This is a genomic window from Gudongella sp. DL1XJH-153, assembly GCF_049310905.1.
In the GTDB taxonomy this organism is placed as follows: domain Bacteria; phylum Bacillota; class Clostridia; order Tissierellales; family Tissierellaceae; genus Gudongella.
The window spans coordinates 25,551-51,858 of record NZ_JBMEMN010000021.1; the positions used below are offsets into that span (position 1 = coordinate 25,551).

Here is a 26,308-nt window from a genome sequence, read left to right on the forward strand (position 1 = left end):
TTTCTTATTTATAGCAATTTTATAACCTCTTCTAGTTCTTCTGATAATAGTTTTGCGTGTTCAAAATTATTATCTTTTAAAGCCAGTTCAATTTCAGTTTCAATGGATTTTTTCTTTTGTTCAATTTCTAAATAGTTTCTATCAAAATGTTTGCTATAAATCATCTTTCTAAATTTCTTAATACTAGTTTTTCTAATTGTATTGTCCTCAATGATCAAAACATAATCCATGGAATTTACAATTGTATAGTAGTCATGAGAAATCATTAGAATTGCACCTTTATAGTCTTGAAGGGCTTTTTCCAATGCAATTTGAAAATATGTGTCCAGATGACTTGTAGGCTCATCTAGGAGCAAAAATGTTGCATTGCTTGCAGCAATCTTAGCCAATTGCAGCATATTCTTTTCTCCACCTGATAACGACTCTATCTTTTGATCAATAATTTCTTCATCAAGACCATAGTTTGAAATACTCGATTTAATATCATCATAAGATTTAAATCCTGCGTCAAAGAATTCATCAGCTATTGTATTGGATTCATTCAACATCTCTCCTTGAAGTTGAGAGAGATAAGCAACTTTAGCCTCGGGATCAATTTTTATAGCATCATTGTTGTTTTTAAATACATCTCTCAATAATGTTGTTTTTCCGGTACCATTTGCACCAATAATAGCTACCTTATCAGTAGATTTTATCTCGAAGTTGACATCCTCAAGTAGTACATCGTCAAAGGAAACACTATAATTATTAACTTCAAGAACAGTCATAACTTCTATTTCATGATCAATATCAAAAGCAATATTCGGTTGTTGAATGGCTACAAATGGGGCCTTGATTCTTCGCGCTTTTAGTCTTTCCTGAATCTTTACCCTTGCATTTACAGATTTCCCTTTTGCAGCTTCGGCATTTTGATTTGCCATAAATTGCAGTCTCTCTATTAGGATACTGTTTCGCTCAATTTCTGCATCGTCTATGGAAGCCAGTTCTTGTAACTCAATTTTCGTTTGAAGCAACTCGAAGTTATAATCAATGTATCTACCATCGAATTCTTGAATCTCCATATTTTCAAGATGTAATATCTTATTGAAACAGTGATTCAAGAGATATCTATTGTGCGTAATAATTAGCAATATCCCCTTGTGAGAATTAATCAGTTCTTTTAAGGAAACTAGGTTTTCATAATCCAGGAATACATCTGGCTCATCCATAATTACAAGATCTGGACTGTTTAGCATTTCCTTGATTACTTGAATTAGTTTGAATTCACCACCACTAAGTTCAGAAACCAATTTATCCCTATGCTTATTCAGATTGGCGAGATTAAGCTTTTTATCAATGACATTTTCATAATCATCTCCACCTATTGCATTAAAGGTGTCTAGAACATTTTGATATTCTTCCAATAAGGAATCTATATCCGAGGAAGTTTCCATCTTAGTAAAAATTGCATCTATTTCATTTTGCAACTTAATGTATTTTTCTGCAATATACTCAAAAACACTAATTTGCTGAGTGTTGTCCAGCTGTGAAAACTGACTAACATATCCAATTCTTGAATTTGGGTTCATTTCCAGAGTGCCATCGAACATGTATCTTTCCGGATCCATGATTATATCTATGAGCGTACTTTTCCCAATGCCACTTGAGCCAATAAAGGCACAGTGTTGGCCATCTTCCAATTCAAATGAAATCTCTTTGTAGAGATCTTTTTGTGGGAATGAGTACGACAGTTTATCAACTTTTAACATATTATTACCTCTCTTTATCTACTAAAAAACTTGGAATATAAGTTCTTTAACATACTATCTTTCATATCAAAGCTACTGAAATGCAGTAACAATAATATTTGGTTTAACAACTCAGCATACCATTTTTTGGGATTAATATCAATCATTTCCATGAAGAGAGTTGACAATATGCAAAATGAAAATAAGCATAATTACTCAAGAGTCAAGCTGGAATTGAACATTTTGTTGAAAGAAAAGATGCTAAATGTTAAAATCTAGACAAAGCTACATCTATTCTGATAAATCAAAGAATCTTTATAGTTGTTTTAAATAGAATATTGTTTTGGAAGGAAGAGTGTTAAGCAAATATGATTAATAATAGGGATTATAATAGCAGAAATAAAGATAGAGGTTCTGGAATAATATTATTCTTGAGTATTACATATTTTCTATCTTGGTTGCTTTGGCTTCCGGCATTACTTAATGTCTATGAAATTGATGTGTCATTACCAGAACAGTTATTTGTAAGGATTGGTAATTTCATGCCATCTATACTTGGATTGATTTTTATATTCTCAGTAGAAGGTAGAGCAGGTCTTTCAAAACTGACTAATCAATTGACAAAGGTGAAGTTTTCGTTTCCTTGGTACATGTTTGCTCTTTTTTTGATGCCAGCTATTATGATAGCTTCTTACTTAATAGCGTATGTTACTGTGGGTTTGGAATTTGAGTCAATTCTCCTTCCTGTTATATATCCTGAAGTATGGCAAGTGATTCCTCTGGTAGTTTTTTTTGTTATTGCTCAAGGACCAGCAGGTGAAGAGATTGGTTGGAGAGGATATGTTCTTCCACGATTGTTGCAAAGATATGAACCCATTAAAGCAGGTATAGTCATGGGAATGATATGGGCAGTTTGGCATCTTCCTAAATTTTTCATTGTCGATTCAACACAATACAGCCTTACAGATGCCTATGGAATTCCATTAGCACTAGCAGGGTATACGATGTACACTGTTATGTTATCAATTATGATTACACTTTTATATATAAAAACAGGAAAAAGCATATTGGCAGTTTTATTGTTCCATGCAATGGCTAACTTTTCTCATGGTATGGTTACTATCCTGACAAACACAGCAGGGGGAATAAGTATCATCCTGATGATGTTCTTATTTACTGTATTGATTGTCTATCATTTTAAAAAGAATTGGGCAATATGAAGTAAATTTAAATTGTAAGTTAATCCTCTAGTACATAGAATGGAGATTATAATGGAAAAGAAAAATCATTGGAATAAACAAGTGGATGTACTTGTTGTTGGTAGTGGCTTTGCTGGATTGACTGCAGCAATTGAAGCAGCTGAAGCTGGAAAAAAGGTAGTTGTCATCGAGAAAATGAAAAAAGCAGGTGGTAATTCCATTATTAGCGATGGAGGGATTGCAGCTCCTGATACAAAATTTCAAGAAAAGTGGGGAATTGAAGACAGTGAACAAATGATGTATGATGATATGCTAAAAGCAGGCCTTGGGTTAAATCATCCCAAACTGTTGGATGCCTTTGTATCCAATGCAAAAGGTGCTCTAGCATGGACCATAGATGTTCTCAAGGTCCCATATTTGGACCGAGTTGATAAATTTGGAGGTCATAGCGTCGCCAGGTGTTATACACCAGAAGGTATTACAGGGGGAACTATTCTTAAAAAGATGTTGAAAAAAATCAATGAATTAGATATTCCCATTCTCTACAGCACTTCTTTTAGATCCATAATCATAGATGAACAAGGGAAAGTTGTTGGAGGGGATGTCTTACTAGATTATGATTATAAGACTGATACAGGCTCCCCTACTAAAATTCGAACTCAAAGGGGAATCGTTATCGCTTCTGGAGGATATGGGGCAGATGTAGAATTCAGATCTATTCAAGACCCAAGACTGGATGAAAAGATCCAAACTACCAATAAGCCGTTTGCTACTGCAGAGGTTTTAAAAGCGGCTCTAAGCATTGGAGCTGCATCGGTTCAGCTATCTAAAATTCAGCTAGGTGCCTGGGCATCACCAGACGAGATTGGTTTTGGTCATGGGCCATTATTTGCGGACTATATTCTTTTTCAATACGGTATAGTAGTGGATCCCAATACTGGGAAAAGGTTTATGAATGAATTTGGAGATCGAAAACAATCTGCTGATTCCATTTTGGATATAGGGCATCCGTGTGTTGGCATCGCTGATGATAAAGCCGTTAAAACTGCTGGCTGGGATATATCCAAAGCTATTCAAAATAATGTGGTTAAGACATTTGACTCCATAGATGAACTGTCAGCATATTATGATATAGATTCCGAAGCCTTCCAAGCATCAATATGCAGATATAACGATTTTGTTCAAGAAGGTATAGATGAAGATTTTCAGAAACCGATAGTGGATGAAGCCTCTCCAATCGAGAAAAAACCTTTTTACGCCATGCGTCTATGGCCTAAAGTCCATTTCACTATGGGAGGTCTATTAATCAACGAGAGAGCACAGGTGTTGGATTTTAATAGAAACTCAATTTCTGGACTATATGCAGCAGGTGAAGTTGTTGGAGGTGTTCATGGAGCCAGTCGTTTAGCTAGCTGCGCTATTACAGAATGCATTGTATTTGGAAGGATAGCCGGAAAGAATATATAAGCAGTTCACAAGCAGAATAAAACAATTTCCAGAAGATACTAGTTCAATATTTTCTGGGAATTGTTTTTCTTCTAAGAAAAAGTCTTCATTGTACCGGGAGAATGATTCAAGCGAAGAATTCTTTTATAAAGATGGAATTGGATATAGAGTAAAATACCAATTTAAATTGCTAAACATTAACATTTTATTATGGTATTATATCTGTAACTGGTTAGTGGTATTGTTTCATTTGCTCGATAATACCATGCGCTCTCAAGTCTCATTGATTGGGTAATATCCGGTTTGATATTGAAAAATCTTCAAAAAAATTCAAGGGATTGGAGATTGGGTATGAACTGGTTAATTGTGAAAAATGATTTTAAAAGGAATAAAGTTATTAATCTTGCCTTGCTTCTATTTATGATGTTTTCAGCAGGACTGGCCATCCTATCTGTGATAATGGGAGTACAAACCTTTGCATCAATTTCCGGATTATATGAGAAAGCTCAGCCACCTCATTTTCTTCAGATGCATAAGGGAGAAATCAATCAGGATAGAGTAGATGAGTTCGCATCAAACTATGAAGGGCTAACCTACTTTCAGACGGTAACAATGATTAATATAAACGGGGAATCTATTAGTGTTTTTGGCAATAATGATACATATGATCTTTCTGATAACCGTCTTGGAATTGGTCTGGTAAAGCAGAACGAAACCAAGGATTTGCTTGTTGATTTCGATCATAAAAGAGTAGTTATGGATGAAGGGGAAATCGGAATTCCAGTACTTTTGAAGGAAATGTATGATATGGAAATCGGCAATCAAGTCGTTCTGACCTTTGATGATATCCAAAAGGAGTTTATTATCAAGGAATTCATTCTGGACTCACAGATGAACTCCCCTATGGTCTCTTCAACAAGAATACTGTTAAGTGATGACGATTTTGATATGCTTAATGGTCAAGTCGGCGAAAATGAATATCTTATAGAGGCCTATTTCACAGATTCAAAAGAGGCTTCGGATTTTCAAACAGCTTATGAGAATGCAGGACTTCCACAGAATGGACAGGCAGTAACCTATGCAATGATTTTTTTATTAAGTGCAATAACCGATATTACAACTGTGTTTGTCTTGCTTCTGGTAAGCATACTGTTGATCATTGTCTCTTTTATCTGCGTCAAGTTTACAATAATGGCTGCCTTGGAAGAAGAAGTCTCAGAAATAGGTACAATGAAAGCTATTGGACTTCAATTTACCGATATCAGGAATATTTATCTAATCAAGTACAGGATATTAGCGGTAATAGCTGTAATTATGGGATATATAATAGCATTACTGACTAGTGATGTGTTTACAGGTCATATCAGGACTACATTTGGAAATATGAGCATGTCTCCTTTAGCAATAGTAGTATCACTTGCTGTTGGAATATTTGTTTTTTTACTGATAAACTATTACTGCAATAAAGTGCTAAAGAAAATTAAAAGAGTTACTGTTGTGGATGCATTAGTTAAAGGAAAGGGATTTGATAAGGATAAGGGTCATGTAAGAGATGGTCTACATAAATCAACGAAGCTTCCCATTAACTGGTTGATGGCAATCAGAGAGGTTTTCTACAAGTTTAGAAACTGGATAGTAGTATTTACAGTTGTTCTTATTGCAGTATTGATGATTATGGTTCCTGTTAATCTGATGAATACATTTGAGTCATCCGAGTTTATTACCTATATGGGAAGCTCACTGGAGGATATCCTGATTGAAGTTGAAAATGGGGAAGATCTTGAAGCCAACTACGGCAAAGTAATACAAGTCCTGGAGAATGATGATTCAATTGAAAGCTATTATGAATACAGAAGGGTACGTGTTCAGACCACCGATGCTGAAAATCGACCTATGAATATGCATATAGACAGTGGTGATAACTCGGGGAATGAGTTAAAGTATATTAGCGGAGAGGCACCTAATGCAGAAAATGAAATTGCCATTTCCTACCTCAACAACAATGAAATAGGAAAAAACGTGGGTGATGAGCTGGTGCTTCTATATAATGACAAACAGAAGGTGTTTATTATTTCTGGAGTATATCAGGATGTTACCAGCGGTGGATACACAGCTAAATCAAAATATGATTTTTCAGAAATGAAAAGCGAAAAATATTCTTTTTCTGTTAACCTTAAGGAGAATGCTGAAGTTGAAAAAACCGCAGATGAATGGTCTGATATCATTGGACCTGGGGTAGCGGTAGCCCCAATGGAGGAGTTTATCAACCAGACTCTGGGAGGGGTTGTAGTACAGCTTAAGACTATTGTTTTGCTAATCATTATTATAGGAGCATGTTTAGTAATGCTAATTACTGTGCTCTTTCTAAGACTGCGTTTGGCAAGAGATTTGTCGGAAATCGCAATCTTGAAGGCTTTAGGGTTTACCGAAAGAGATATTAAAAAACAGTACTTGATCAAAATTGGGTTTGTTGCCATAGCTGGAATCTTTACAGGTGTAATTTTAACGGGGGTATTTGGAGAAAGGATAGTTAATCTAGTGTTGAGCATTTCGGGGCTTGGTGTTCAAAAGGTTGAGTTAATTGTCGATCCATTAGTTCAATACATGTTGATTCCATTGCTGTTGTTGGTGTTAATACTTTTGTCAACATGGATCGTTTTGAGGATAATAAAAAGATACAATATTATTTCTATTATTAATGAATAGAAAAATTGAGGAGGTGCAATATGGAAACAATACTGAAGGTAGAGAATTTATACAAAAGCTATGAAGGTACACAGGTATTGAACGATATAAATTTTGAGGTAGGAGAAGGTGAGTTCATAGCAATCATGGGGCAGTCTGGTTCTGGGAAATCAACATTACTTTATAGTATCAGTGGAATGGATAGACCTACTTCAGGTAATATTCTAATTTGTGGGAAAGATATTTCAAAGCTGGACGATGTAGAAATGAGCGCAGTAAGACTGGAACAAGTCGGATTTGTTTTTCAACACTCATTTCTTCTAAAAAATTTATCTATCAGGGACAATATTATACTTCCAGGATTTAAGCTTGGGAAGATCTCAAGAGAGCAGGTAAATAAAAATGCCGATGCACTTATGCTAAAAACGGGCATTGATAGCATAGCTGGAAATGATATAAAAAAAGTTTCAGGAGGTCAGTTGCAACGGGCAGCCATATGCCGGGCATTGATCAACCAGCCAGATATTCTATTTGGGGACGAACCGACTGGTGCCCTAAACAGCAGCACATCAAGAGGAGTATTGGATATCATTAATGATATCAATCTAGACGGAACAACAGTAATAATCGTAACCCACGATGTGAAGGTGGCAGCTCGGGCTGACAGAGTAATCTTTCTTATGGATGGCAATATTCAGGATAAATTGCCATTGGGAAAATACGATGGAGATGAAGAGAAAACATCATACCGAGAAAAAACCCTATATGAGTGGTTGGAAAAGAAGGGTTTCTAATACAAACTATTAAGCAAACTAGGGGAGAGAAGAGATGAAAACTTTGTTTGATCTAGGAGATAAACAAAACGTTGGGCTTAATGAAACTATCCAAAATCTATATGATGAACCTTTAAAGATAGTTAGATTAGAAGAACAATCCATAAAATCATGCATAGGTTGCTGGAACTGTTGGCTTAAGACCCCTGGCATGTGTGTCATGAAGGATGAAATGGCTGAATCATATGTTGACTATGTAAATAGTGATACTGTAATTTTACTGATGGATACAGCTCAAGGATTTCTCAATCATCGAGCAAAAGCTTTTCTAGACAGAACAATTCCCCATCACCATCCATACATAGAACTGGTAGATGGTGAATGTCATCATGTCGAAAGATATGAGAATTATCCTGATTTGGTATTCTACTATGATACTGAAGGGTTAACAGACCAAGAAGAGCAAGTTATTGAGGATTATTTGTACCGTACTGCATATCATTTTAAGTCCAAGGCATATCGTATAGTTGAAAAAGGGAATAGTCAATTAATCCCACTGGATTCAAGAAGTGCTAAAAACCATGCTGTGGCTTTTGGATCAACAGAATCTATTGAAAAGCTGGTGATCTATAACGGTTCTCCCAGAATTAGTGGCAGTAATTCTACACTTATTCTGGAAAAAGTTGTTGAAGCCCTTGGAGATAAGGTTGAGATACGAGATTTGAAGAAAAGGGAAAAATGGGAAGAGTGGTCAAAATCTTTTAAGAGTGAAAAACATGTTATGCTATTCATGCCCTTATATGTCCATGCGATGCCTTCCCATGTAATGGGTTTTATCGAGAAGCTTGAAGCTTCAGAAGGAAGCATAAGCTTTTTTGTACAATCAGGATTCCCTGAAAGCAGCCAGTCAAGCTACCTTGAAGCATATTTCGAACAATTGGCGGTAAGGTTAGGAAGAAAATATCTTGGTACAGCCATTAAGGGTGGGATGGAAGGCTTGCAAATGAGGCCAGCTACAGCTCAAGATAAAATGATCAAGCCATTGGCAAATACGATTGAGAACCTGGTCTATGAAGGAGAATTCAGCAAAATAGATATTTTTCAATTGGCTAAGCCAATTAGATATGGCAAGGGTATGCAGATTCTCTTTAACCTACTTAGTAAGAGATTGCTAAATCTTTTCTGGGACCATCAGCTTAAAACAAATAATGCATATGAAAAACGTTTTGATCGTCCTTATTTATCATAGGATAAGGAATAGACATGTACCAAAACAAAATACACCTTGACAGAATATAAACATAGGAATAATATTTACGTATAGTCACATACACATATACGCATACGAGCATTCATAATATTTTGTAGACACTATACTCTTACATCTGTTACAGAATGAAGGGTTATACTGTATTGAAAAGAGGTTTGGAATGGATTGGTTGCTTTATTTAGGGACATTTGGATTCTTGATTTATTCATATTCAAAGGATAAGACCAAGACAATAAAATCATTGATAAAGGCGTGGAAGGCATTTGAAAAGATTTTACCAGAATTTCTTGTGGTAATAATCATGGTTGGCCTTATGATGGCAATCCTAGATCAGGAGCTTATTATTAAGGTAATAGGTGATGACTCAGGCTGGTTTGGTATTGTTTTGGCTTCAGTTATAGGGTCAGTTACACTTATACCGGGATTTGTTGCTTTTCCTACTGCTGACCTTTTAATAAAGGGCGGAGCAGGTTATATGCAGATTGGTGCTTTTGTATCTACTCTAATGATGGTTGGAATTGTTACAATGCCTATCGAAGTAAAATATTTTGGTGCTAAGATTACTCTTTACAGAAATGCTATGGCCTATGTATTTTCATTTATTGTAGCTTATGCTATAAGTCTGGTGGTGAGTTTAGTGTGATAAAACTAATAATAAGATATAAATGGTTTTTACTTGCAATAATGGCAGTGGGAGCTATAAATATTGTTGATAAGGATCTGGGTACAAGGGCAATTGGCACTACAATGATGACTTTAAAGGAAATGATCCTGATAATTCCTCCGATATTTGTATTGCTAGGCTTGCTTGACACATGGGTACCCAAAGATACAATGGTAAAGTATATGGGAGAAGACTCTGGAATAAAGGGAATTCTACTGGCATTTTTCATAGGTTCTGCAGCGGCAGGGCCATTATACGGAGCCTTTCCGGTTGCAGCAGTATTTATGAAGAAAGGTGTAAAATTCAGCAATATCCTTATTTTCATAGGAGCCTGGTCAACAACTAAAATACCCATGTTCCTTTTTGAGATATCCTCTTTGGGAGCACCATTTGCTTTGACAAGACTTTTTGTTAATATACCTGGGATAATTATCATAGCTCATATTCTTAATTCATTGGTTTCAAAGGATGAAGTGGATGAAATATATAGAATGGCAGAACGAATTGCTGATTAATTTTAATAGTTGCCTGATTCGATTGAACTCAACAAAGGTAATGAAAGTGTGTGTTTATAAAGGTGGCCAGTTTAATCGAGGAAGTAGGATTAGTTAGGCACTTAGTAGAGATAAGAGGAAGGTGTTTCAATTGAATTCCGAAGAATTATGGAATATGTATAATGAAAAACTAAAAAGCTATATTAGAAGAAAAGTGTCAGATGAATATAAAGCTGAGGATATATTTCAGGAAATCTATTTGTGTGTAGTCAAAAATGAGAGAAAAATTATAAATGTCAGGAATGTTGAAGCTTGGTTATACACCATAGCAAGTAATAAAATAATTGACTACTACAGGACTAATGACAGATTTACTTATATGGATGATATTGATACCGTAAAAACTAAGGACTTCTATACAAATGAGCTTGATAACTTTAATTTCGAAGCTGCATCCTGCCTTCTAAAAATGATTCAATTTTTACCGGAATCATATAAAGTAGCGATAATTGAATGCGACTATAATGGAGTTCAACAAAATGTATTGGGAGAAAAATTGGGATTGAGCTATTCAGGAACTAAGAATAGAGTGCAGAGAGCACGGAAAAAGTTAAGAGAGACAATGCTCAATTGTTGTGAAGTTAAATCCGATAAACAAGGAAACATTATTGAGTTGATTAATAAGAATGTCACAAACGAAGAATTTTCTTGTATAAATTGTTTGTAAACGTGGGTCTTTTTGATGATATCTCCGTCTAATAGTGTAGACGCAAAAAATATATTATTTAATGGAGGTATTCAAATGAAAACTTTGAAAATGGAGTGGGAAGATAAGGATGCAGTTGGCTGCACATGTGGTACAGATTGTTGTGATACATCAAAAGAGAAAGAGAATAATGAAAGAAGTATGGTAATTGATTTATTATATCTCGATTTAAGTGTGTGTACAAGATGCCAAGGAACGGATGTAAGCCTTGACAATGCTTTGGATGATGTTGCCAAGGTACTTGAAGCAACTGGTGTAGAAGTAGTTGTGAATAAAGTGCATGTTATAAGCGAGGAACTAGCAAATGAGTACCACTTTTTAAGCTCTCCCACTATTCGTGTAAATGGCAGTGATATTCAAATGGAGGTAAAAGAGAGTCTTTGTGAATCTTGTGGAGATCTATGCGGTGATGATGTTGATTGTCGTGTTTGGGTTTACCAAGGTCAGGAATACACCGTTCCTCCTAAGGCAATGATCACAGAGGCTATTTTGAAAGAAGTATATGGAAGTAATGAGAAAAGGGAAGCAAAGCGAGAATACATCATGCCGGAAAACTTGAAGCGATTTTATGAAATTATGAGAAGTAAGGACAATCATATTTAGAGCATTGTTGTTGGTGAATTTATGCCTTGTTGTAAAGATACTATGTAAGATAAAGAAGATTGACCAAAGCTTTCAAGCTTTGGTCAATCTTCTTGTTTTTAACGATTTAAATCTTAGTCTACTATAAAAGAAATCTTTACATTTACACGATATTTTACGATTTTGTTATCTTCAACAATACCCTGGAAATCTTTTACGTAAACAGATGTAATGTTCTTTACTGTCTTTGAAGTCTGCATTACAGCTTTCTGAGTAGCGTCCTCCCAACCTTCGGTGGATTCAGCCAGAATCTCAACAACCTTAACAACTGACATTTCCAATTCCTCCTTTTTAGGCTCCTAAACAAATTAACCTCTTGTTATTCTACTACCCAGATAGTCTTAAAATAAAACTAGTGCCTATTTATAAGAAGTGAAATTAAAATCTTTAGGAACCTATATTTACTAATATACTTTCAGCTAAGCTTTTAATACAACTTCTGCTTATCAGATTAACATGTTACCCTGACTTGTCACAGGGTATATAGATAATAATTATCATTTAGAAAATGTGTTTGGGTAGACATTTGATACTAGACTGAAAGGAGCTTAATATGAATAAACAAATAATTAGTATATTTATTTCTTTTATAATGGTTTTAACTATGAACGTATCACCAGTTTTGGGGGCAACAGATGATTGGTGGACAGAAGAAAAAGCAGAAATCATAAGAGAAGCTGAAATGGAAATGGAAAATTACAGAGAAAAGATGAATATCGGAGTCTCTGACGGATTCCAGGAAAATCTAAGAAATACGAAGTCTTTGTTGGAGGATGAAACAAGACAATCCTGGTTGTCAGTTCAGGAATTACTAGCAAACTTTTTGAATGCTAATCTGGAGGCATCTGAAGCGGAAATGGTATTTCAACTTGTTTCATATGCACAGGATTACAACAGCTCAAGGTCCAATAAATACAGTTCTAGATCTGCGGAAGATGACATCGATAATGATGCAGATGAATATCAAACAAAAGCACAGGACTACAATAGCTCAAGATCAAATAAGCCTAGTACAGCGGTCTATATAGGCGATAATGATCCAGATAGTGATGACGATGGTTTGCTTGATGCTGCTGAAAGATTGGAGATAAGAATTCCTATAGAAACTAGTAACATTACTCTATTGGAAAATCTGGAAATTGAAGAAATGAACTTTACCCTAGGGAATCGCAATGCAGATGTTGTATTAGCTATGATATTTGCAGATTCTATTCAAGAACAGTTCAAATCCTCAGAAACGTTAAATTCGTGTGAGTTAAACGACAAAGGCTTGGCTTTTTACTTCCAGGATGATGATAGTTCAACTAAACAGTATCTAAAGGATGAATTCTTTATACCACTTGGAATAGGTGGTGATCTGGACTGTGATGATGACGGGCTGGACGATGTAGTACCTGGAGTAGCAAATCCAGATGATAATAATGGAGGCAATAGGATTATTATTAAGATTGGAAATGAAGATGTCATCACAGGAAATGTTCGGAAAGTACTGGAAGTTCCTCCCTTTATCCAAAACAATAGGACAATGGTACCATTTAGATTTATTGGGGAAGAGCTTGGAGCAGAAATTGACTGGAATGGTGAAGAAAGAAAAGTAGAATACAAACTTGGAGACAATATCCTTGAACTATGGATTGGGAATAATACAGCAAGGATTAACGGCGAAGAGGTTATGCTGGATGATGATCCTTCTATTAGACCATTTATCATTAATTCAAGAACAGTGGTCCCGGTTAGATTTATAAGTGAGACACTTGGTTTTGAAGTTGCTTGGAACAATGAAACACAGGAGATAACAATAGAAAATGGGAATCCTTTATATGAAGGTGAGACTCAGGAAGGATCCAACCCTCTTTTTGAAGACTAGAACTAATCAACAGAGAGAATAGGATGTTCCTGTGAATTAAAGATAAATTAATCAAAGACAGTTTGCAGATGTTTGCAAACTGTCTTTTGATATGGGGTTAATGTAAAGCATAGGGGACAATATGTTTTAATTTAAACAGATGAATGATAAAATCAAGGTGAGCTTATAATTTAAGAGCTATATCCATGTCAGGAGTGAGGGAATGAAACAATCATTGACTATTGTATATTCGGCATCAATTATTCTAATGCTTGTAGCGTACTTTATTGGAGGTAGCAGCCTTGTCCTAAAAGGCTTAGAGTTATCACTTGGTACAGCGCTTAATTCCTTCTTGATGATTCTAGCATCGTTCATCATAATAGGACAATTGAATGTTTTGCTAACCAAGGAGGCAATAGAAAACTGGTTGGAGAAATTCAGTGGCATCAAATCCATCGTAGTAAGCGCTATAGCTGGCGGACTCTTTCCAGGCGGACCCTATATCTACTATCCTTTTATTGTGAGCTTAAAGGACAAGAACTTACCATTTCATATTTTCATTTCGTTTATATTTGGAAAACAGGTTTATGATTTTGCAAGGTTGCCAATGGAAATAAGTCTTGTAAGTCTAGATATTGCGATCATAAGAAATTTGATTACCCTTCCCATACCAATTATTGTAGGTTTATACTTTGAAAGAAGGTGGAGAAATGGCTCAAACAACATTAATCCTTAGTATTTTGGCTATTGTACTTTTTGTGATAAACAGCAAAAAAACCAAGAAGCAATTTGAAGGATTGAAATTGGGTCTTACACAGTTCATTAAAACAGCCATGGTAATAGTGGGAGCATTTATACTTGCTGGATTTATTGAAGTGCTTATACCAGGAGAATTTGTTCAGGGTTGGCTATCCAGGGAAGCAGGATTAAAAGGAGTAGTGTTGGGAACTTTTGGAGGGATGCTACTTGCTGTAGGACCATATGCATTTTTTCCAATAGTGTCTTCAATAACAGCATCTGGGGCAGGACTGGGAACGATAATTTCAATGATTACTGGTTGGACTCTATTAGGTCTAGGTAAAATGCCTTATGAAACTGCTTTTGTTGGGGTTGAATTTTTTTATAAGAAATTACTGTATAGTATTCCGTTTAGTCTTTTAGCCGGATTAATAGCATTTGTTCTAGAAATAGTTGTTTATTAGAGCACTTGACAGTGTAGAATAACTGTAGGAAAAGCAAAAAACACCAAACCGTTCCTAGTATTTGGAGAGGAGGAAGATTATGATAGAGTATGAAGAGAAGTTAAAGATGTACATGGTGGATAAGGGGGTTGATGCAGAGCACCTTCACTTCGAACAGACATGTCACTCTGTACAGGAAGCAGCTGATGCAGCAGGAGCAACTCCGGATGATCTTGTAAAGAATATCTGTATGGTTAATGATGAAGGCGATTTGATTGTAGCCATAGTAAAAGGAGAAGATAGGGTTAGTACATCCAGAGTCGGCAAGGCTTTAAAGATTGAAAGGCCAAGGACTGCCACGGAAAATGAAATACTGGAAAAGACAGGTTTCCCTTGTGGTGGAGTTCCGTCCTTTGGCTATAATGCTACTTTTATTGTCGATCCAAAGGTAATGGAAAAGGAATATGTATACTCAGGTGGAGGTTCAGAGTATTCCCTAGTACGGATAAAGAGTCAGGAGTTGTCAGAAATCAATGATGGTATAATTTTGAGAGTGAGGAAGTAATCTATTATGAATGGAAATTTGAGAGGAAATTTAAAAATTGGTTCACAAGTTAGAGTTGTACAGAAGCAAGATCAGAGATCCGGAAAGCTAACAGAAGGGGTAGTTGAAAAGATTTTAACCAAGTCAACCAACCATCCTCACGGGATCAAGGTAATGCTGGAGGATGGGATTGTAGGAAGGGTAAAAGAAATAATCGAATAGTTAGTGGGTGAAATGATGAATATTCAGATTTATGGTGCCAATAAATGTTTTGATACAAAAAAGGCTGAGCGATACTTCAAAGAAAGAAATATTGAGTTCCAGTATAAGGATTTGTATAGGTATGGGTTAAGTAAAGGCGAATTTGAAAGTGTAAAAGCTTCAGTTGGTTTAAATAACCTTATAAATTCCAATTCCAAAGATTATGAAAAATTGAATCTTCACCGTATTAGAGGAAACAGTATCCGGGAAGAGATAGTTTTGAAAAACCCAAAACTATTAAATACTCCAATAGTTAGGAATGGCAAGCAGGCAACTGTGGGTTATAAACCAGAAATATGGAATGACTGGGAATAAAAACTAACATATAGGCTATTTAACTTTTTTGTCTGGGTATATCTAATATAAAGGAGAGGTGATTTAGTATGAAGCTGACCTATCTAGGCCACTCAGCGTTAATAGTGGAGGAGGGCACATTCAAAGGCATAATCGACCCTTTTATTTCAGGTAACCCATCTTCAAGGATTAAACTGAGGGATATCAAGAATCTTACTCATGTTTTTATTACGCACGGACACGGGGACCATATAGGTGATTCTGTCGAGCTAGCCAAAGCAAACGATGCATTGGTAATTACAAACGCAGAAATATCTGATTATCTTTCAGACAAAGGAATTAGAATCCATGCAATGCATATTGGAGGTAGATTTAAATTCGATTTTGGTACTGTCAAGATGACTCCGGCACTTCACGGTTCTGGAATAAAGACAAAAGAGGGAATGGTGTATGGTGGCAATCCAGGTGGATTCTTAATTGAGGTCAATAACAAGAAGGTTTACCATTCTGGAGATACTGGATTGACAATGGAAATGAAGCTATTGGAATCGGAAAATATTGATGTGGCATTTCTTCCAATAGGTGGAAATTATACTATGGATATTGATGATGCTGTGATCGCAGCAGAATTTGTTAGACCAAAAACTGTAATTCCAATGCATTTCGGTACATTTTCAGTTATTGAGGCGGATCCAAATGAGTTTAAGGAAAAGAACAAGGGATGTGATACCGTTATTCTTGAGATTGATGAGTCCTATGTTTTTTAATAAAAGACCTGCAGTGTAAGCAGGTCTTTTATTGCGGCCAAATTGTAATTCCATGGATAAGGGGGAATGTTTGTGATAGAATGACTAGTATTATTGTATTATTGTTTTTTGAAAGAAGGTAAATTGTAATGATAAATAAAGAGAGTGCAATAAGAGGATTCAAGTCCGTGACTCCATTAATAATTGGTATTATTCCTTTTGCTTTGATAAGCGGAATTACTGCTGCAAACACGGGATTATCATTGGGAATGACATTGCTTATGAGTATAGGAATATTTGCCGGTGCTTCACAGCTTGCGGTGCTACAGCTGATAAGCAACAACGCCCATGTGCTTGTAATTATATATACTGCACTGATTATTAATCTCAGAATGATGATATACAGCTTGTCGATTGCTCCATATTTGCAGGGAATAAAAATGAAGTGGAAGGCATTGCTTGCATACAGCATGACCGATCAGAGTTACGCTATTTCATCGGTGCATTTTTTGAACAATCCTGAGGAAGACTACAAGAGCTTCCTATTTGGAGCTTCCCTTACACTTTGGATAATTTGGCAGGTAAACACTATTGCAGGCTACCTGATGGGTTCAATCATACCTCCGGAACTGGGACTTGATTTTGGAATTCCCTTAACATTTATAGCGATTCTCTTCAAGGGTGTGGCAGGTTGGCCTGGGTATATTGCGATAGTTACCAGTGGAATTGTGGCTGTCATCGCCTCAAGTCTTCCCATGAATATTGGGCTGGTTCTTGCTGCAATAGCAGGAATTGCTGCCGGGACCATCAGCGAACTGATGATGTCAAATGAAGGGAGGTCATCGGGTCGTGAGTAATTTACAGCTTGCTATTACAGTAATTATCATTGGAATCGGGACTTTCCTTTTTCGATTTTCGTTTATATATCTCTACGGAAATTTAAAGCTTCCTGAATGGATCCCTCGTGCGATGCGGTTTGTTCCTCCTGCCGTATTGTCTGCATTAATATTTCCAGCAATCTTGATCAAAGATGAGGTATTATGGATGTCGCCGCAGAATCCAAGATTGGTTGCTGGTTTGGTCGCAATCATTGTAGCATGGAAAACAAAAAATCTACTGCTGACAATTGCGATAGGTTTGGGTATATTCTGGTTGATAACTTTTATTTAAGGGGATGTTGGATTTGAATGAAGCAAGAACACTGAAAAGAATGGGATCTAATATAAAATACTGGGTTGAGGGTTTGGAGGATAATCCTGTAATAGTATTTTCACACGGTGCCACCCTTGATCATAATTCTTTTAAAGATCAAACTAAAGCATTTACAGAAAAAGGCTTCAGAGTAGTGACTTGGGATATGCGTGGACACGGGAGTTCAAAGCCAATTGGTAATGATGTTTCAATAAAGAACATGGCCAATGATCTAAAAGCAATAATTGATGATTTAGGGGTTGATAAAGCTATATTGGTAGGACATTCCTTGGGAGGCTATGTTGTACAAATGTTTGCATACAAATATCCTGAAAGAGTTCTTGCCATTGCATTGGAAGGATGCACAGACCTAAGCATGAAACCCAAGTTGTTTTATAGGATGATGTATCACATCATGCCAAAGATGCTAAAAAGGATGAGGGTAGAAACTTTTAGACTGAGAACTGTGACTGATTTATCAATCAAGGAATCAGTGAATGAGTACGCATTAAATGCAATGGACCACATTCCAAAGAATGATTTCATAAGAATAATCATGTCAGGAGTCCAGGCACTATGGACTGATTGTGGAATACCCGAAAACTATATGGTTCCTGTACCGTTTTTACTGGTACATGGTGACTCTGACGGTGCAAATGGAAAGATTTATCAGGAGCAATCACCTGAATGGGCCAAACGTCAGCCAAACTGCAGATATGAAATAATAGAGGAAGCAGGCCACACAGCTCATATGGACAACGCGGAGAATTTTAATGAAGTATTAATAGCTTTCTTGCAGAATAATGCAGCATCATTTTGATAAAGGAGGAAAAACAATGATTTATGATTTCAAGGATGGACTGGAATACGCTAAGTCTCTGGACAAGCATGACAAACTAAGTCACCTGAGACAGAGATTCTATGTAAATGAGGATGAAATTTACATGGATGGCAATTCTCTAGGCTTAAGTTCAAGGGATGCTGAGGATGCTCTCGATAAAATGTTCCAGGTATGGAAGAAGGAAGCCATCAGAATCTGGGGTGCTGATGAAGGTCAATATTTCAATTATTCAAAGAAACTGGCAAAAAAGTTTAAGAATCTAATAAATGCAGATGACGAAGAGATTATTTTCATGGGAAGCATAACAACAAATATTCATCAGGCACTATCTACTTTCTACAAGCCCACAAATGAAAGATATAAAATCATTGTAGATGAACTTAATTTCCCTTCAGACATATATGCAACAAAAAGCATCATAGAGCTTAAAGGGTACAAGGTAGAGGATGCATTAATAGAGATAAATAGCAGAGATGGCCGAACCATACAAGAGGAAGACATCATCGCTGAGATGAAGGATGATGTAGCTCTTATACTTCTTCCATCAGTGCTTTATAGAAGTTCGCAACTGCTTGACATGAAAAAGGTTACGAGAGAAGCTCATGAGAGAGGAATATTAATAGGGTGGGATCTTGCTCATTCCATTGGCTCAGTACCACATGATTTTAAAGGTATTGACCCGGATTTTGCAGTTTGGTGTACTTACAAATACCTAAATGGAGGTCCTGGAGCAACTGCAGGAATGTATATCAACAAAAAGCACTTTGGGAAATCCGCAGGATTAAAGGGATGGTTTGGAAGCAAGGATGAAAGCCAGTTCCTAATGAGTCATGAGTTCGACCAGGACAGGGATGCCAATGGATGGTTACTGGGAACACACAACCTGTTTTCAATGGCACCAATCGATGGTTCACTAGATATATTCAATGAGGCTGGAATAAAAAGCATAAGAGAAAAGTCACTTCACATAACAGCTTACCTAATGTATTTGATAGATAACAAGCTGACTAAGTATGGATATTCAGTTGGCAATCCAAGGGAAGATTCCCGTAGGGGTGGTCATGTTGCCCTTGAGCATGAAGAAGCTTACAGAATAAGCTTGGCTTTAAGGGATAACAAGGTAATACCTGATTACAGGGAGCCTAATGTAATCAGACTGGCACCTATAGCCCTTTACAATACCTATGAGGAGGTATTTATTCTGGTAGGTATTCTTGAGAATATTGTTAATAACAAAGAGTATGAAAAATATTCGTTGGAAAGAGTTACTGTTCTGTAATAGATGGTAGAGACCTGTATAGATGATATAAAAAACTAATCTTTAGGAGATTTTGATTATGGATATAAAACAGATGAGTCTTGAAATAACTGGTGAAAATGGGACAATATACGCCTTTAAGGTTGATGACGGATTCAGTGTTGTCAATTTGGATTTTGACACTTCAGACAAGTCATTGAAATTCCTTGATGAAAATGACCTTTCAGAATTCCTTATGAAGAATGAGTTTCAGTTTAGGGGGATACTCCACAACAAGAGCAGGGAAAGTTTTTATAAAGGATTCAAACTTGAATTTTCGCTGATAGATGGAAAGGATATAACCGAATTCAAGAATCGGGAAAACATAATAGTTAAGGACAAGGGTAGAATATTTGTTATATCTGATAAAGACAAGGTCAGTATACCTGAGGTTTATACTGATGCGAGTTATGATGAAGTGCTAAGCAGGGGTGCTTTTTGTGTGCTTAGGAAGAATCTTGATGGAGTTTATGAATCCAGTGAGTTCTTCTGTAACTGTCAGGATTCCAGCTCAGCAGAGCTTGAAGCAGTAATAAAAGCATTGGAAGTATACGATGATGATTTAAGGATTATTACTGATTCCCAGTATGTCCGTAAGGGGATAACGGAATGGATAATACATTGGAAGTTGAATGATTGGCATACAGCAAACGGAACGAAGGCAAAGAATATTGAAATGTGGAAGAAACTTGAGTTGCTTTGTGAAAACAGGCGAGTTGAGTTTGGATATGTAAAAGCCCACAACAATCACTTTGAAAATGAATATTGTGACTTTATGGCTCGTATAAAGCGTGAGTCCTAGAACAGTCAAATTACAAAATGAACAGTTCCGATTGTTTTGCGATTGTTTTGAAAGGCATGTAAAGTATTGAGAAAGGTTTTGTTAAAGATGAGTATTATTAATCTGGATTGGAATAGGATACCAAAAACGACAAGAGAAAAACTCCTTTGCAATGTTTTTTGTGCAAACTGTAAAGGTGCTGTCAGAGTAATAGACTATACTGTAGAAAACAGTAATATGGGGTTGATAATTAAAGGAAAATGCAGTAAATGTGGTGGAGATGTTGTAAGAGTGGTTGAAGATTAGTGTATTAAACAGATAATAATTCATAAAGCAAGCTGGAGTCTTATTAAAAGACTAAGTCAGTTTGAGTTTGCTATACTTGTAATAGAATTATTTGTGTAGGGTTAATATGGGTATGTTCCACTGCTATCCAGAAACCGCTCCGCTTATCACTGAAACTTAACAGGCATTTGAAGAAATCTTTTCATTTATTAAGAGTAGTGCTAGAGAGGATACAACAAAATAAATTATTGTTCATACAAAATAGCTGACTCGACATCTTGATGTTGAGTCAGCTTTTGATCTATATAAAACGATAATTGAAAGAAAATATTGATATGCTCAGTGATTTTGGTACAATATATCAAAAGGTTGAATTATTTATTATCTGGAGGATGAACCATGTTAAAAACGGATAAAAAACAGGATTTAATATACAATATGATTGGAAGTGGATTCAGATTTGGAATGATCCTTCAATTAGCCATTGGTCCAATATTCTTACTTATACTACAAACATCAATCACCCAAGGCTTCTCATATGCAATGCTGGGCGTTTTGGGGGTCACTCTTGTGGACGCTGTGTTTGTTTTAGCTGCCATATTAGGTTTGGGTGCGATAATCAATAGAAGTGCCAGTGCAAAGAGACTACTGGGATATTTGGGACCTTTGGTACTGATAATCTTTGGATTAAGTACACTAATGGGATCATTTGGTATCTCATTTATGCCATCCTTCAGCCTATCCGCTGAAGGAACATCGAATATATTTATGAAAACCGTGATACTGACAGTATCCAGTCCGTTAACCATTGTGTTCTGGGCAGGTGTATTTTCCGCAAAAATTTCTGAAGATAAGCTCTCCAAGAGAAGTCTGTACCTGTTTGGACTGGGTGCTGTGCTATCAACCCTAATATTTACAACCCTTGTTGCCTTGGTGGGTGATGCTGTATCAGCTGTAGTAAGCATTAATCTGCAAAGAATTTTAAATGCAATTGTGGGAATCTTTCTTATTGGATTTGCCTTAAAAACTTTCCTTAAGCAAAGACAAGTTGATAGATCAATGAAGGAAACTGATGATATTAAAACTCTATGACTTAGACCCAAAATATAGTAAAATATATATGACTTAATTGAATAAAAACCAATTTAACTTTTTGAAGAAATTACTTCAATAGAAGCGACTCATATATATAGCAACATCTGATAATTTACTTTTTTATATAGTGTGAAGGGAGTTTTACTGTTGACTGCAAATGAAATTGTTGCTTCCATTTTCAATGGAAGAGAAGGACTATTGGCAACCATGCATAGAAAAGAAGAAGCTATGGCACCGATTCTGGAAGAAGAATTAAAGATTGACATCATTATTCCAAGCGGGTTTAATTCGGATAAATTTGGGACATTTACAGGTGAAATAAGTCGTATGGGAGATCAATTGGAATCTGCTAGATATAAGGCTAATGCAGCTATGGATCTATATAACAAAACATTGGTATTCTCAAGTGAAGGTTCATTTGGATCTCATCCTTCCATACCATTTGTTCCAATTAACCGAGAAATTGTACTTTTAATAGATAGGGATAATAATTTGGAAATCAGCGGAGCTTCAACCACAACAGACACCAACTATGGACATATGGTTGCGTCAAGCTTCCAGGAAGCTTATGATTTTGCAATATCCTCTGGTTTCCCGGAACATGGAATGGTTGTAAAAGCGGAAAGGTCTTTTAGAAGAAGCCCGTTGATAATAAAAGGAATAACATCAAAAGACGAGCTTAAAAAAGCTGCTGACTTGGCAATCAGAAAATCCAGAAAAGGTAAGTTTACCATAGAACCAGATATGAGAGCATTATACAATCCAACCAGAATGAAAAACATTGAGGCTGCCACCAGGGATCTTGTTAAGAATATCCGTAATTTATGTCCTGAATGCAGTTTCCCAGGATTTCAAGTAACCAAAATGAAAGAGGGCCTACCATGTGATTGGTGTGGATTACCTACTGATTCCATACTATCACATCAATATAGTTGCAATAAATGCGGTTATACAGAAGATAAACTATACCCTGATGGAGTCGAAAAAGCAGATTCAGCAAATTGTCACAGATGCAACCCATAGATAGCCATTTAAGATGGATATATTTGTGAGATAAGATTGTAGATGTGAAAACTTACGGATCATGATCGAGGAGAGATTTTGTGAAAGAATTACAATCTTTTAAGCCCATAATTGATAAGAAATCGAGAATACTAATTCTTGGGTCAATGCCCGGGAAGATGTCACTGGAAAAAGATGAATACTATGGAAATCCGAGAAACCATTTTTGGAAAATCATGTTCGAATTGTTCGAGAGACCCATGGAAGAGGATTACAAAAACAAAGTTGAATTTATTTTGAATCATAATATAGCATTGTGGGATGTAATCGAAAACTGTGAAAGAGAAGGAAGCCTTGATTCAAATATAAAAAATGAAAAAGCAAATGATATCATAAATCTATTGGAAAATTACCCTAATATTGGTAGTGTAGTATTTAATGGAGCGAAAGCTTTCCAAACCTATAAAAAATTGATAGGATTTGATCCTAAGCCATCACTCGATTATATTAAGTTGCCGTCAACCAGCCCAATACCTGGAAGGACCTATAAAACCTATGAAGATAAATTTGAGGCTTGGAAAGAAATCAAAAATCATTTGGAAAAATCAATATAGATATCAATTAAAAGGATTGATCAGAAATGAAAAATTTCACCAGATCAAATTTAACTTTATCACTTTGTGGCCTAAATTGCAGCTTATGTCCCATGAAGATTGGAGCTTATTGTCCAGGATGTGGTGGAGGCGAGGGAAACCAATCATGTTCAATAGCTAAATGCAGTTTGGAGCATGAAAGAATTGAGTATTGTTACCTGTGTCCTGAATTTCCATGTAGCCATTACGAGGGAGCAGAAGAATATGATTCATTTATAACTCATCAGCGACAACTTAGAGACCTTGAGAGAGCACAGATAATAGGAATCGAGGCATATAATACAGAGTTGTTTAAGAAACGAGAAATACTCGATTTGCTACTTTCTGAATTTAATGATGGTAGAAGAAAGACGTTCTTTTGTATTGCGGTTAATCTCTTTGATATTGCAGATTTGGAAACAATCATGGAACAACTAGTGAAATATAAATCCAAGGATAGCTTCTATCTAAAACAAAAATCAGAAAAGGCTGTGGAACTTCTAAATAGGTTAGCTATTGAAGAAGGGGTTGAACTTAAACTTAGAAAGAAACCATCGGGAGCAAAGTAAAATTAACAGGGCACTATCATTTCAAAAATACTTTAGATTTAGGCCGTTTGGTTTAGATAGTCTTGTTTGGATCATATACCCATCAAAAGAGGATGCCAGAATGTCTGGTATCCTCTTTTGATGGAGAGCCATTACCGAGTAATTGTTCCTATGTCGTTTACTTTCCCTGTTTCAAATGTTACAGAAGATCTGTAAATCGTACCATCGAAAGCAGTTATCTCATAGTTTCCAGGGTCCAATGCAAGTAGGAATCTTCCGTTAGCAGCGACTTTTGCTAATGATGTTTTTGTGTACCGATTGGAGTGAAGTAAATTTCTGTTCCAGCCGGGAAGTTGCTTGCAATTCCCGTAAGGATAACTCTTTGGGAATTGAATGTATGTGTCTGACCTTGTGAAAGCTGTAATTCAGATCGTAGTTTTATAGTCCCATCTTTCCGCAATTCTGTATGGGATCCAGAGTATGCTCCTTCATAAGGATTAGCATCTCCAATATTGATATCAAAATTAATGAGATAGCTTCCAGGTAGCATTGCTATAGAGTAGGAACCATCTACAGTTGTAGCTCTATCAAAAAAGTGATGTTTCGAGCTGCTACTCTCCTCAAGTATAACAGATGCACCCTCCACTGGATTTCCATTGAAAGGATTGATTACAGTACCTGTAACCAGAGATGCTTTGTTTGAAGCCATTATGAATGTTACCTTGTCTACCCAGTCACCTCCATCCTGCACAGCTGTCTTAATAGTTGCAGGCTTGTTGTCATCTGAAGCTAAAGTAGTGTAAGTGAAAGTAACGAAACCGTTTATATCAGCATATTGCGACACCCTTTATCTTTTTCATCGTTAACCAACCTAATTATCTTGTTTTCGGATAATTAGGTTGGTTAATAACTTTATACCGCAACTTTTACAATGCATAACACTAAAGCCAAAGAAACTAAGGGTGATTGGCAACTCTTTTTTGGATTAATCAGTTATGGTATATTAGAGATATATTAATAAAAAACTCGAGAGGTCAAAGAAATGGAGGACAACATAGTGGTTAGAAGAAAAGTAATAGAAGTGACAAAAGAAGACAATAATTTTCAATATGTTGATGTTATTAAAAGAAACAGAAACAAACGTCACAAGCATGGAGAATTCTTTGTGGAAGGAGTTCGAAATATAAATGAAGCTATCAGAAACAATTGGGAGATTAGTTCTTTTCTCTATTCAGGTGAAAGAGAGTTGTCGGGCTGGGCATTGGAAATAATAAACAATGTAAAGGCTGATTCACTTTATCAGATGACAGATGGATTGATGGATAAGTTAAGTGGAAAGGAAGATACATCAGAACTGTTGGCTATTGTGAAAATGAAGTCTGACAATATGGAAAGGATAAAACTTTCAGAGAATCCACTGATTGTAGTTATTGACAGACCATCAAACAGAGGAAATCTGGGAACGCTTATTAGGTCCTCCGATTCGCTGGGAGCAGATGGATTAATTATGACAGGCCATTCCGTGGATCTTTATGATCCTGAGACTATAGTCTCATCTGTAGGTACATTTTTTAGTTTGCCTATTTTAAGATTGCCTTCACACAATGAGCTTTATGAATGGGTACAAGATCAGAAAAAGGAGGGTGTAGATTTCCAGATTATAGGAACCAGTGCACAGGCAGATTATCCTGTTAATAAATGCGATTTCACAAGACCTACAATACTACTTTTGGGTAACGAAACAGTTGGATTAAGCAGAAACTACAAAGAGATAGCAGATGCGATGGTTGAAATACCAATTGATGGAGTCGCATCATCCTTAAATGTTTCCTGCGCAGCATCAATTGTATTGTATGAAATAAAAAGGCAAAGATATCTATAAAAGTTATATCCAGAGAATTTAAAAATCCAATAGAATAATAAAGCCAATAAAGCTATTGACGAGTTATGCTTCAATTATTTTATTGGCTTCTTAAACTGATAATGTAATAGATTAATCAAGGTTGAAATAATGACTCTTAGTTAGTGTAAAATAACTGTAGGAAAAATAAATGAGAATAGAGCTCCGTATGGTATGATTAATTTTGAGGAAAAAACC

At 36.1% G+C, this 26,308-nt stretch carries 30 protein-coding genes; 27 read left to right on the forward strand and 3 right to left on the reverse strand.

The genetic code is table 11. The features are described from left to right. Positions 1 to 8: 8 nt before the first annotated feature. On the reverse strand, positions 9 to 1,748 hold the full coding sequence (locus tag ACOEN1_RS09070; RefSeq protein WP_422486573.1) for an ATP-binding cassette domain-containing protein: 1,740 nt from the start codon (positions 1,746 to 1,748) through the stop codon (positions 9 to 11). Between the two features lie 347 nt (positions 1,749 to 2,095). Between ACOEN1_RS09070 and ACOEN1_RS09075 the strand changes: the two genes are divergently transcribed. The 9 genes from ACOEN1_RS09075 (at position 2,096) to ACOEN1_RS09115 (ending at position 11,627) form a co-directional block, all read left to right on the forward strand. Then, a complete protein-coding gene (locus ACOEN1_RS09075) occupies positions 2,096 to 2,947 on the forward strand; it encodes a CPBP family intramembrane glutamic endopeptidase (RefSeq protein WP_422486574.1) in 852 nt (283 codons plus the stop codon). Positions 2,948 to 2,998: 51 nt separating this feature from the next. Further along, entirely contained in the window at positions 2,999 to 4,393 is a 1,395-nt protein-coding gene (locus ACOEN1_RS09080) for a flavocytochrome c (RefSeq protein ID WP_422486575.1), read from the forward strand. Positions 4,394 to 4,723: 330 nt separating this feature from the next. After that, the gene (locus ACOEN1_RS09085; RefSeq protein ID WP_422486576.1) at positions 4,724 to 7,078 is read left to right on the forward strand and encodes an FtsX-like permease family protein; all 2,355 of its coding nucleotides are present in this window, start codon (positions 4,724 to 4,726) and stop codon (positions 7,076 to 7,078) included. A gap of 20 nt (positions 7,079 to 7,098) precedes the next feature. Continuing rightward, a complete protein-coding gene (locus ACOEN1_RS09090) occupies positions 7,099 to 7,851 on the forward strand; it encodes an ABC transporter ATP-binding protein (protein ID WP_422486577.1) in 753 nt (250 codons plus the stop codon). Between the two features lie 34 nt (positions 7,852 to 7,885). Next, a complete protein-coding gene (locus ACOEN1_RS09095; RefSeq protein WP_422486578.1) occupies positions 7,886 to 9,079 on the forward strand; it encodes a hypothetical protein in 1,194 nt (397 codons plus the stop codon). 181 nt (positions 9,080 to 9,260) lie between these two features. Then, on the forward strand, positions 9,261 to 9,743 hold the full coding sequence (locus ACOEN1_RS09100) for a hypothetical protein (RefSeq protein WP_422486579.1): 483 nt from the start codon (positions 9,261 to 9,263) through the stop codon (positions 9,741 to 9,743). After that, positions 9,740 to 10,279 (forward strand): permease, encoded by a 540-nt coding sequence (locus tag ACOEN1_RS09105; protein WP_422486580.1) that lies wholly within the window; start codon positions 9,740 to 9,742, stop codon positions 10,277 to 10,279. Before ACOEN1_RS09100 ends, ACOEN1_RS09105 begins: the two co-directional genes overlap by 4 nt. Before the next feature lie 130 nt (positions 10,280 to 10,409). After that, positions 10,410 to 10,985 carry a sigma-70 family RNA polymerase sigma factor gene (locus ACOEN1_RS09110; RefSeq protein WP_422486581.1) on the forward strand — a complete coding sequence of 192 codons (576 nt, stop codon included), beginning with the start codon at positions 10,410 to 10,412 and terminating at the stop codon, positions 10,983 to 10,985. Positions 10,986 to 11,060: 75 nt separating this feature from the next. Continuing rightward, entirely contained in the window at positions 11,061 to 11,627 is a 567-nt protein-coding gene (locus ACOEN1_RS09115; protein ID WP_422486582.1) for a DUF2703 domain-containing protein, read from the forward strand. A 113-nt stretch (positions 11,628 to 11,740) separates the two neighbouring features. Here ACOEN1_RS09115 and ACOEN1_RS09120 read toward each other — a convergent pair whose 3' ends face one another. Then, positions 11,741 to 11,941, reverse strand: a complete 201-nt coding sequence (locus tag ACOEN1_RS09120; RefSeq protein ID WP_422486583.1) for a dodecin family protein — start codon at positions 11,939 to 11,941, stop codon at positions 11,741 to 11,743. 278 nt (positions 11,942 to 12,219) lie between these two features. Here ACOEN1_RS09120 and ACOEN1_RS09125 point away from each other — a divergent pair, with 278 nt between their 5' ends. The 17 genes from ACOEN1_RS09125 to ACOEN1_RS09205 all read left to right on the forward strand — a co-directional run bounded on the left by ACOEN1_RS09125 (position 12,220) and on the right by ACOEN1_RS09205 (position 24,231). Then, positions 12,220 to 13,533, forward strand: coding sequence for a copper amine oxidase N-terminal domain-containing protein (locus ACOEN1_RS09125; protein ID WP_422486584.1), 1,314 nt, complete (start codon positions 12,220 to 12,222; stop codon positions 13,531 to 13,533). Positions 13,534 to 13,735: 202 nt separating this feature from the next. Then, the gene (locus ACOEN1_RS09130) at positions 13,736 to 14,248 is read left to right on the forward strand and encodes a permease (RefSeq protein ID WP_422486585.1); all 513 of its coding nucleotides are present in this window, start codon (positions 13,736 to 13,738) and stop codon (positions 14,246 to 14,248) included. A gap of 4 nt (positions 14,249 to 14,252) precedes the next feature. Further along, positions 14,253 to 14,714 carry a hypothetical protein gene (locus tag ACOEN1_RS09135; RefSeq protein WP_422486586.1) on the forward strand — a complete coding sequence of 154 codons (462 nt, stop codon included), beginning with the start codon at positions 14,253 to 14,255 and terminating at the stop codon, positions 14,712 to 14,714. 79 nt (positions 14,715 to 14,793) lie between these two features. Next, positions 14,794 to 15,258 carry an aminoacyl-tRNA deacylase gene (locus tag ACOEN1_RS09140; protein WP_422486587.1) on the forward strand — a complete coding sequence of 155 codons (465 nt, stop codon included), beginning with the start codon at positions 14,794 to 14,796 and terminating at the stop codon, positions 15,256 to 15,258. A 6-nt stretch (positions 15,259 to 15,264) separates the two neighbouring features. Then, a complete protein-coding gene (locus ACOEN1_RS09145) occupies positions 15,265 to 15,459 on the forward strand; it encodes a YwbE family protein (protein ID WP_422486588.1) in 195 nt (64 codons plus the stop codon). Positions 15,460 to 15,474: 15 nt separating this feature from the next. Beyond that, the gene (locus ACOEN1_RS09150; protein ID WP_422486589.1) at positions 15,475 to 15,813 is read left to right on the forward strand and encodes an arsenate reductase family protein; all 339 of its coding nucleotides are present in this window, start codon (positions 15,475 to 15,477) and stop codon (positions 15,811 to 15,813) included. 68 nt (positions 15,814 to 15,881) lie between these two features. Beyond that, positions 15,882 to 16,559 carry a metal-dependent hydrolase gene (locus ACOEN1_RS09155; protein ID WP_422486590.1) on the forward strand — a complete coding sequence of 226 codons (678 nt, stop codon included), beginning with the start codon at positions 15,882 to 15,884 and terminating at the stop codon, positions 16,557 to 16,559. A gap of 128 nt (positions 16,560 to 16,687) precedes the next feature. Next, entirely contained in the window at positions 16,688 to 17,395 is a 708-nt protein-coding gene (locus ACOEN1_RS09160) for an AzlC family ABC transporter permease (protein WP_422486591.1), read from the forward strand. After that, the gene (locus ACOEN1_RS09165) at positions 17,388 to 17,708 is read left to right on the forward strand and encodes an AzlD domain-containing protein (RefSeq protein WP_422486592.1); all 321 of its coding nucleotides are present in this window, start codon (positions 17,388 to 17,390) and stop codon (positions 17,706 to 17,708) included. The genes ACOEN1_RS09160 and ACOEN1_RS09165 overlap by 8 nt, the downstream gene beginning before the upstream one ends. A 13-nt stretch (positions 17,709 to 17,721) precedes the next feature. Continuing rightward, positions 17,722 to 18,549 (forward strand): alpha/beta fold hydrolase, encoded by an 828-nt coding sequence (locus ACOEN1_RS09170; protein WP_422486593.1) that lies wholly within the window; start codon positions 17,722 to 17,724, stop codon positions 18,547 to 18,549. 16 nt (positions 18,550 to 18,565) lie between these two features. Then, a complete protein-coding gene (kynU, locus tag ACOEN1_RS09175; RefSeq protein ID WP_422486594.1) occupies positions 18,566 to 19,849 on the forward strand; it encodes a kynureninase in 1,284 nt (427 codons plus the stop codon). 58 nt (positions 19,850 to 19,907) lie between these two features. Continuing rightward, positions 19,908 to 20,669, forward strand: coding sequence for a ribonuclease H family protein (locus tag ACOEN1_RS09180; protein WP_422486595.1), 762 nt, complete (start codon positions 19,908 to 19,910; stop codon positions 20,667 to 20,669). Positions 20,670 to 20,735: 66 nt separating this feature from the next. Next, on the forward strand, positions 20,736 to 20,954 hold the full coding sequence (locus ACOEN1_RS09185; RefSeq protein WP_422486596.1) for a hypothetical protein: 219 nt from the start codon (positions 20,736 to 20,738) through the stop codon (positions 20,952 to 20,954). 378 nt (positions 20,955 to 21,332) lie between these two features. Beyond that, positions 21,333 to 22,025, forward strand: coding sequence for a LysE family transporter (locus ACOEN1_RS09190; RefSeq protein WP_422486597.1), 693 nt, complete (start codon positions 21,333 to 21,335; stop codon positions 22,023 to 22,025). A gap of 150 nt (positions 22,026 to 22,175) precedes the next feature. After that, positions 22,176 to 23,051, forward strand: a complete 876-nt coding sequence (locus ACOEN1_RS09195; RefSeq protein WP_422486598.1) for a DUF6671 family protein — start codon at positions 22,176 to 22,178, stop codon at positions 23,049 to 23,051. An 80-nt stretch (positions 23,052 to 23,131) separates the two neighbouring features. After that, entirely contained in the window at positions 23,132 to 23,644 is a 513-nt protein-coding gene (locus ACOEN1_RS09200) for a DNA-deoxyinosine glycosylase (protein ID WP_422486599.1), read from the forward strand. Positions 23,645 to 23,670: 26 nt separating this feature from the next. Then, positions 23,671 to 24,231 (forward strand): DUF3795 domain-containing protein, encoded by a 561-nt coding sequence (locus ACOEN1_RS09205; RefSeq protein ID WP_422486600.1) that lies wholly within the window; start codon positions 23,671 to 23,673, stop codon positions 24,229 to 24,231. 274 nt (positions 24,232 to 24,505) lie between these two features. Here ACOEN1_RS09205 and ACOEN1_RS09210 read toward each other — a convergent pair whose 3' ends face one another. Further along, positions 24,506 to 25,054 carry a carboxypeptidase-like regulatory domain-containing protein gene (locus ACOEN1_RS09210; RefSeq protein WP_422486601.1) on the reverse strand — a complete coding sequence of 183 codons (549 nt, stop codon included), beginning with the start codon at positions 25,052 to 25,054 and terminating at the stop codon, positions 24,506 to 24,508. Between the two features lie 198 nt (positions 25,055 to 25,252). Here ACOEN1_RS09210 and ACOEN1_RS09215 point away from each other — a divergent pair, with 198 nt between their 5' ends. After that, positions 25,253 to 26,092, forward strand: coding sequence for an RNA methyltransferase (locus ACOEN1_RS09215; protein ID WP_422486602.1), 840 nt, complete (start codon positions 25,253 to 25,255; stop codon positions 26,090 to 26,092). The last annotated feature ends 216 nt before the right edge of the window (positions 26,093 to 26,308 follow it).

Coding starts and splice junctions, on each gene's coding strand:
- ACOEN1_RS09070 (WP_422486573.1), bottom strand. CDS start 1,748: ATGTTAAAAGTTGATAAACTGTCGTACTCATTCCCACAAAAAGATCTC.
- ACOEN1_RS09075 (WP_422486574.1), top strand. CDS start 2,096: ATGATTAATAATAGGGATTATAATAGCAGAAATAAAGATAGAGGTTCT.
- ACOEN1_RS09080 (WP_422486575.1), top strand. CDS start 2,999: ATGGAAAAGAAAAATCATTGGAATAAACAAGTGGATGTACTTGTTGTT.
- ACOEN1_RS09085 (WP_422486576.1), top strand. CDS start 4,724: ATGAACTGGTTAATTGTGAAAAATGATTTTAAAAGGAATAAAGTTATT.
- ACOEN1_RS09090 (WP_422486577.1), top strand. CDS start 7,099: ATGGAAACAATACTGAAGGTAGAGAATTTATACAAAAGCTATGAAGGT.
- ACOEN1_RS09095 (WP_422486578.1), top strand. CDS start 7,886: ATGAAAACTTTGTTTGATCTAGGAGATAAACAAAACGTTGGGCTTAAT.
- ACOEN1_RS09100 (WP_422486579.1), top strand. CDS start 9,261: ATGGATTGGTTGCTTTATTTAGGGACATTTGGATTCTTGATTTATTCA.
- ACOEN1_RS09115 (WP_422486582.1), top strand. CDS start 11,061: ATGAAAACTTTGAAAATGGAGTGGGAAGATAAGGATGCAGTTGGCTGC.
- ACOEN1_RS09120 (WP_422486583.1), bottom strand. CDS start 11,941: ATGTCAGTTGTTAAGGTTGTTGAGATTCTGGCTGAATCCACCGAAGGT.
- ACOEN1_RS09125 (WP_422486584.1), top strand. CDS start 12,220: ATGAATAAACAAATAATTAGTATATTTATTTCTTTTATAATGGTTTTA.
- ACOEN1_RS09130 (WP_422486585.1), top strand. CDS start 13,736: ATGAAACAATCATTGACTATTGTATATTCGGCATCAATTATTCTAATG.
- ACOEN1_RS09140 (WP_422486587.1), top strand. CDS start 14,794: ATGATAGAGTATGAAGAGAAGTTAAAGATGTACATGGTGGATAAGGGG.
- ACOEN1_RS09145 (WP_422486588.1), top strand. CDS start 15,265: ATGAATGGAAATTTGAGAGGAAATTTAAAAATTGGTTCACAAGTTAGA.
- ACOEN1_RS09150 (WP_422486589.1), top strand. CDS start 15,475: ATGAATATTCAGATTTATGGTGCCAATAAATGTTTTGATACAAAAAAG.
- ACOEN1_RS09155 (WP_422486590.1), top strand. CDS start 15,882: ATGAAGCTGACCTATCTAGGCCACTCAGCGTTAATAGTGGAGGAGGGC.
- ACOEN1_RS09160 (WP_422486591.1), top strand. CDS start 16,688: ATGATAAATAAAGAGAGTGCAATAAGAGGATTCAAGTCCGTGACTCCA.
- kynU (WP_422486594.1), top strand. CDS start 18,566: ATGATTTATGATTTCAAGGATGGACTGGAATACGCTAAGTCTCTGGAC.
- ACOEN1_RS09180 (WP_422486595.1), top strand. CDS start 19,908: ATGGATATAAAACAGATGAGTCTTGAAATAACTGGTGAAAATGGGACA.
- ACOEN1_RS09190 (WP_422486597.1), top strand. CDS start 21,333: ATGTTAAAAACGGATAAAAAACAGGATTTAATATACAATATGATTGGA.
- ACOEN1_RS09205 (WP_422486600.1), top strand. CDS start 23,671: ATGAAAAATTTCACCAGATCAAATTTAACTTTATCACTTTGTGGCCTA.
- ACOEN1_RS09215 (WP_422486602.1), top strand. CDS start 25,253: ATGGAGGACAACATAGTGGTTAGAAGAAAAGTAATAGAAGTGACAAAA.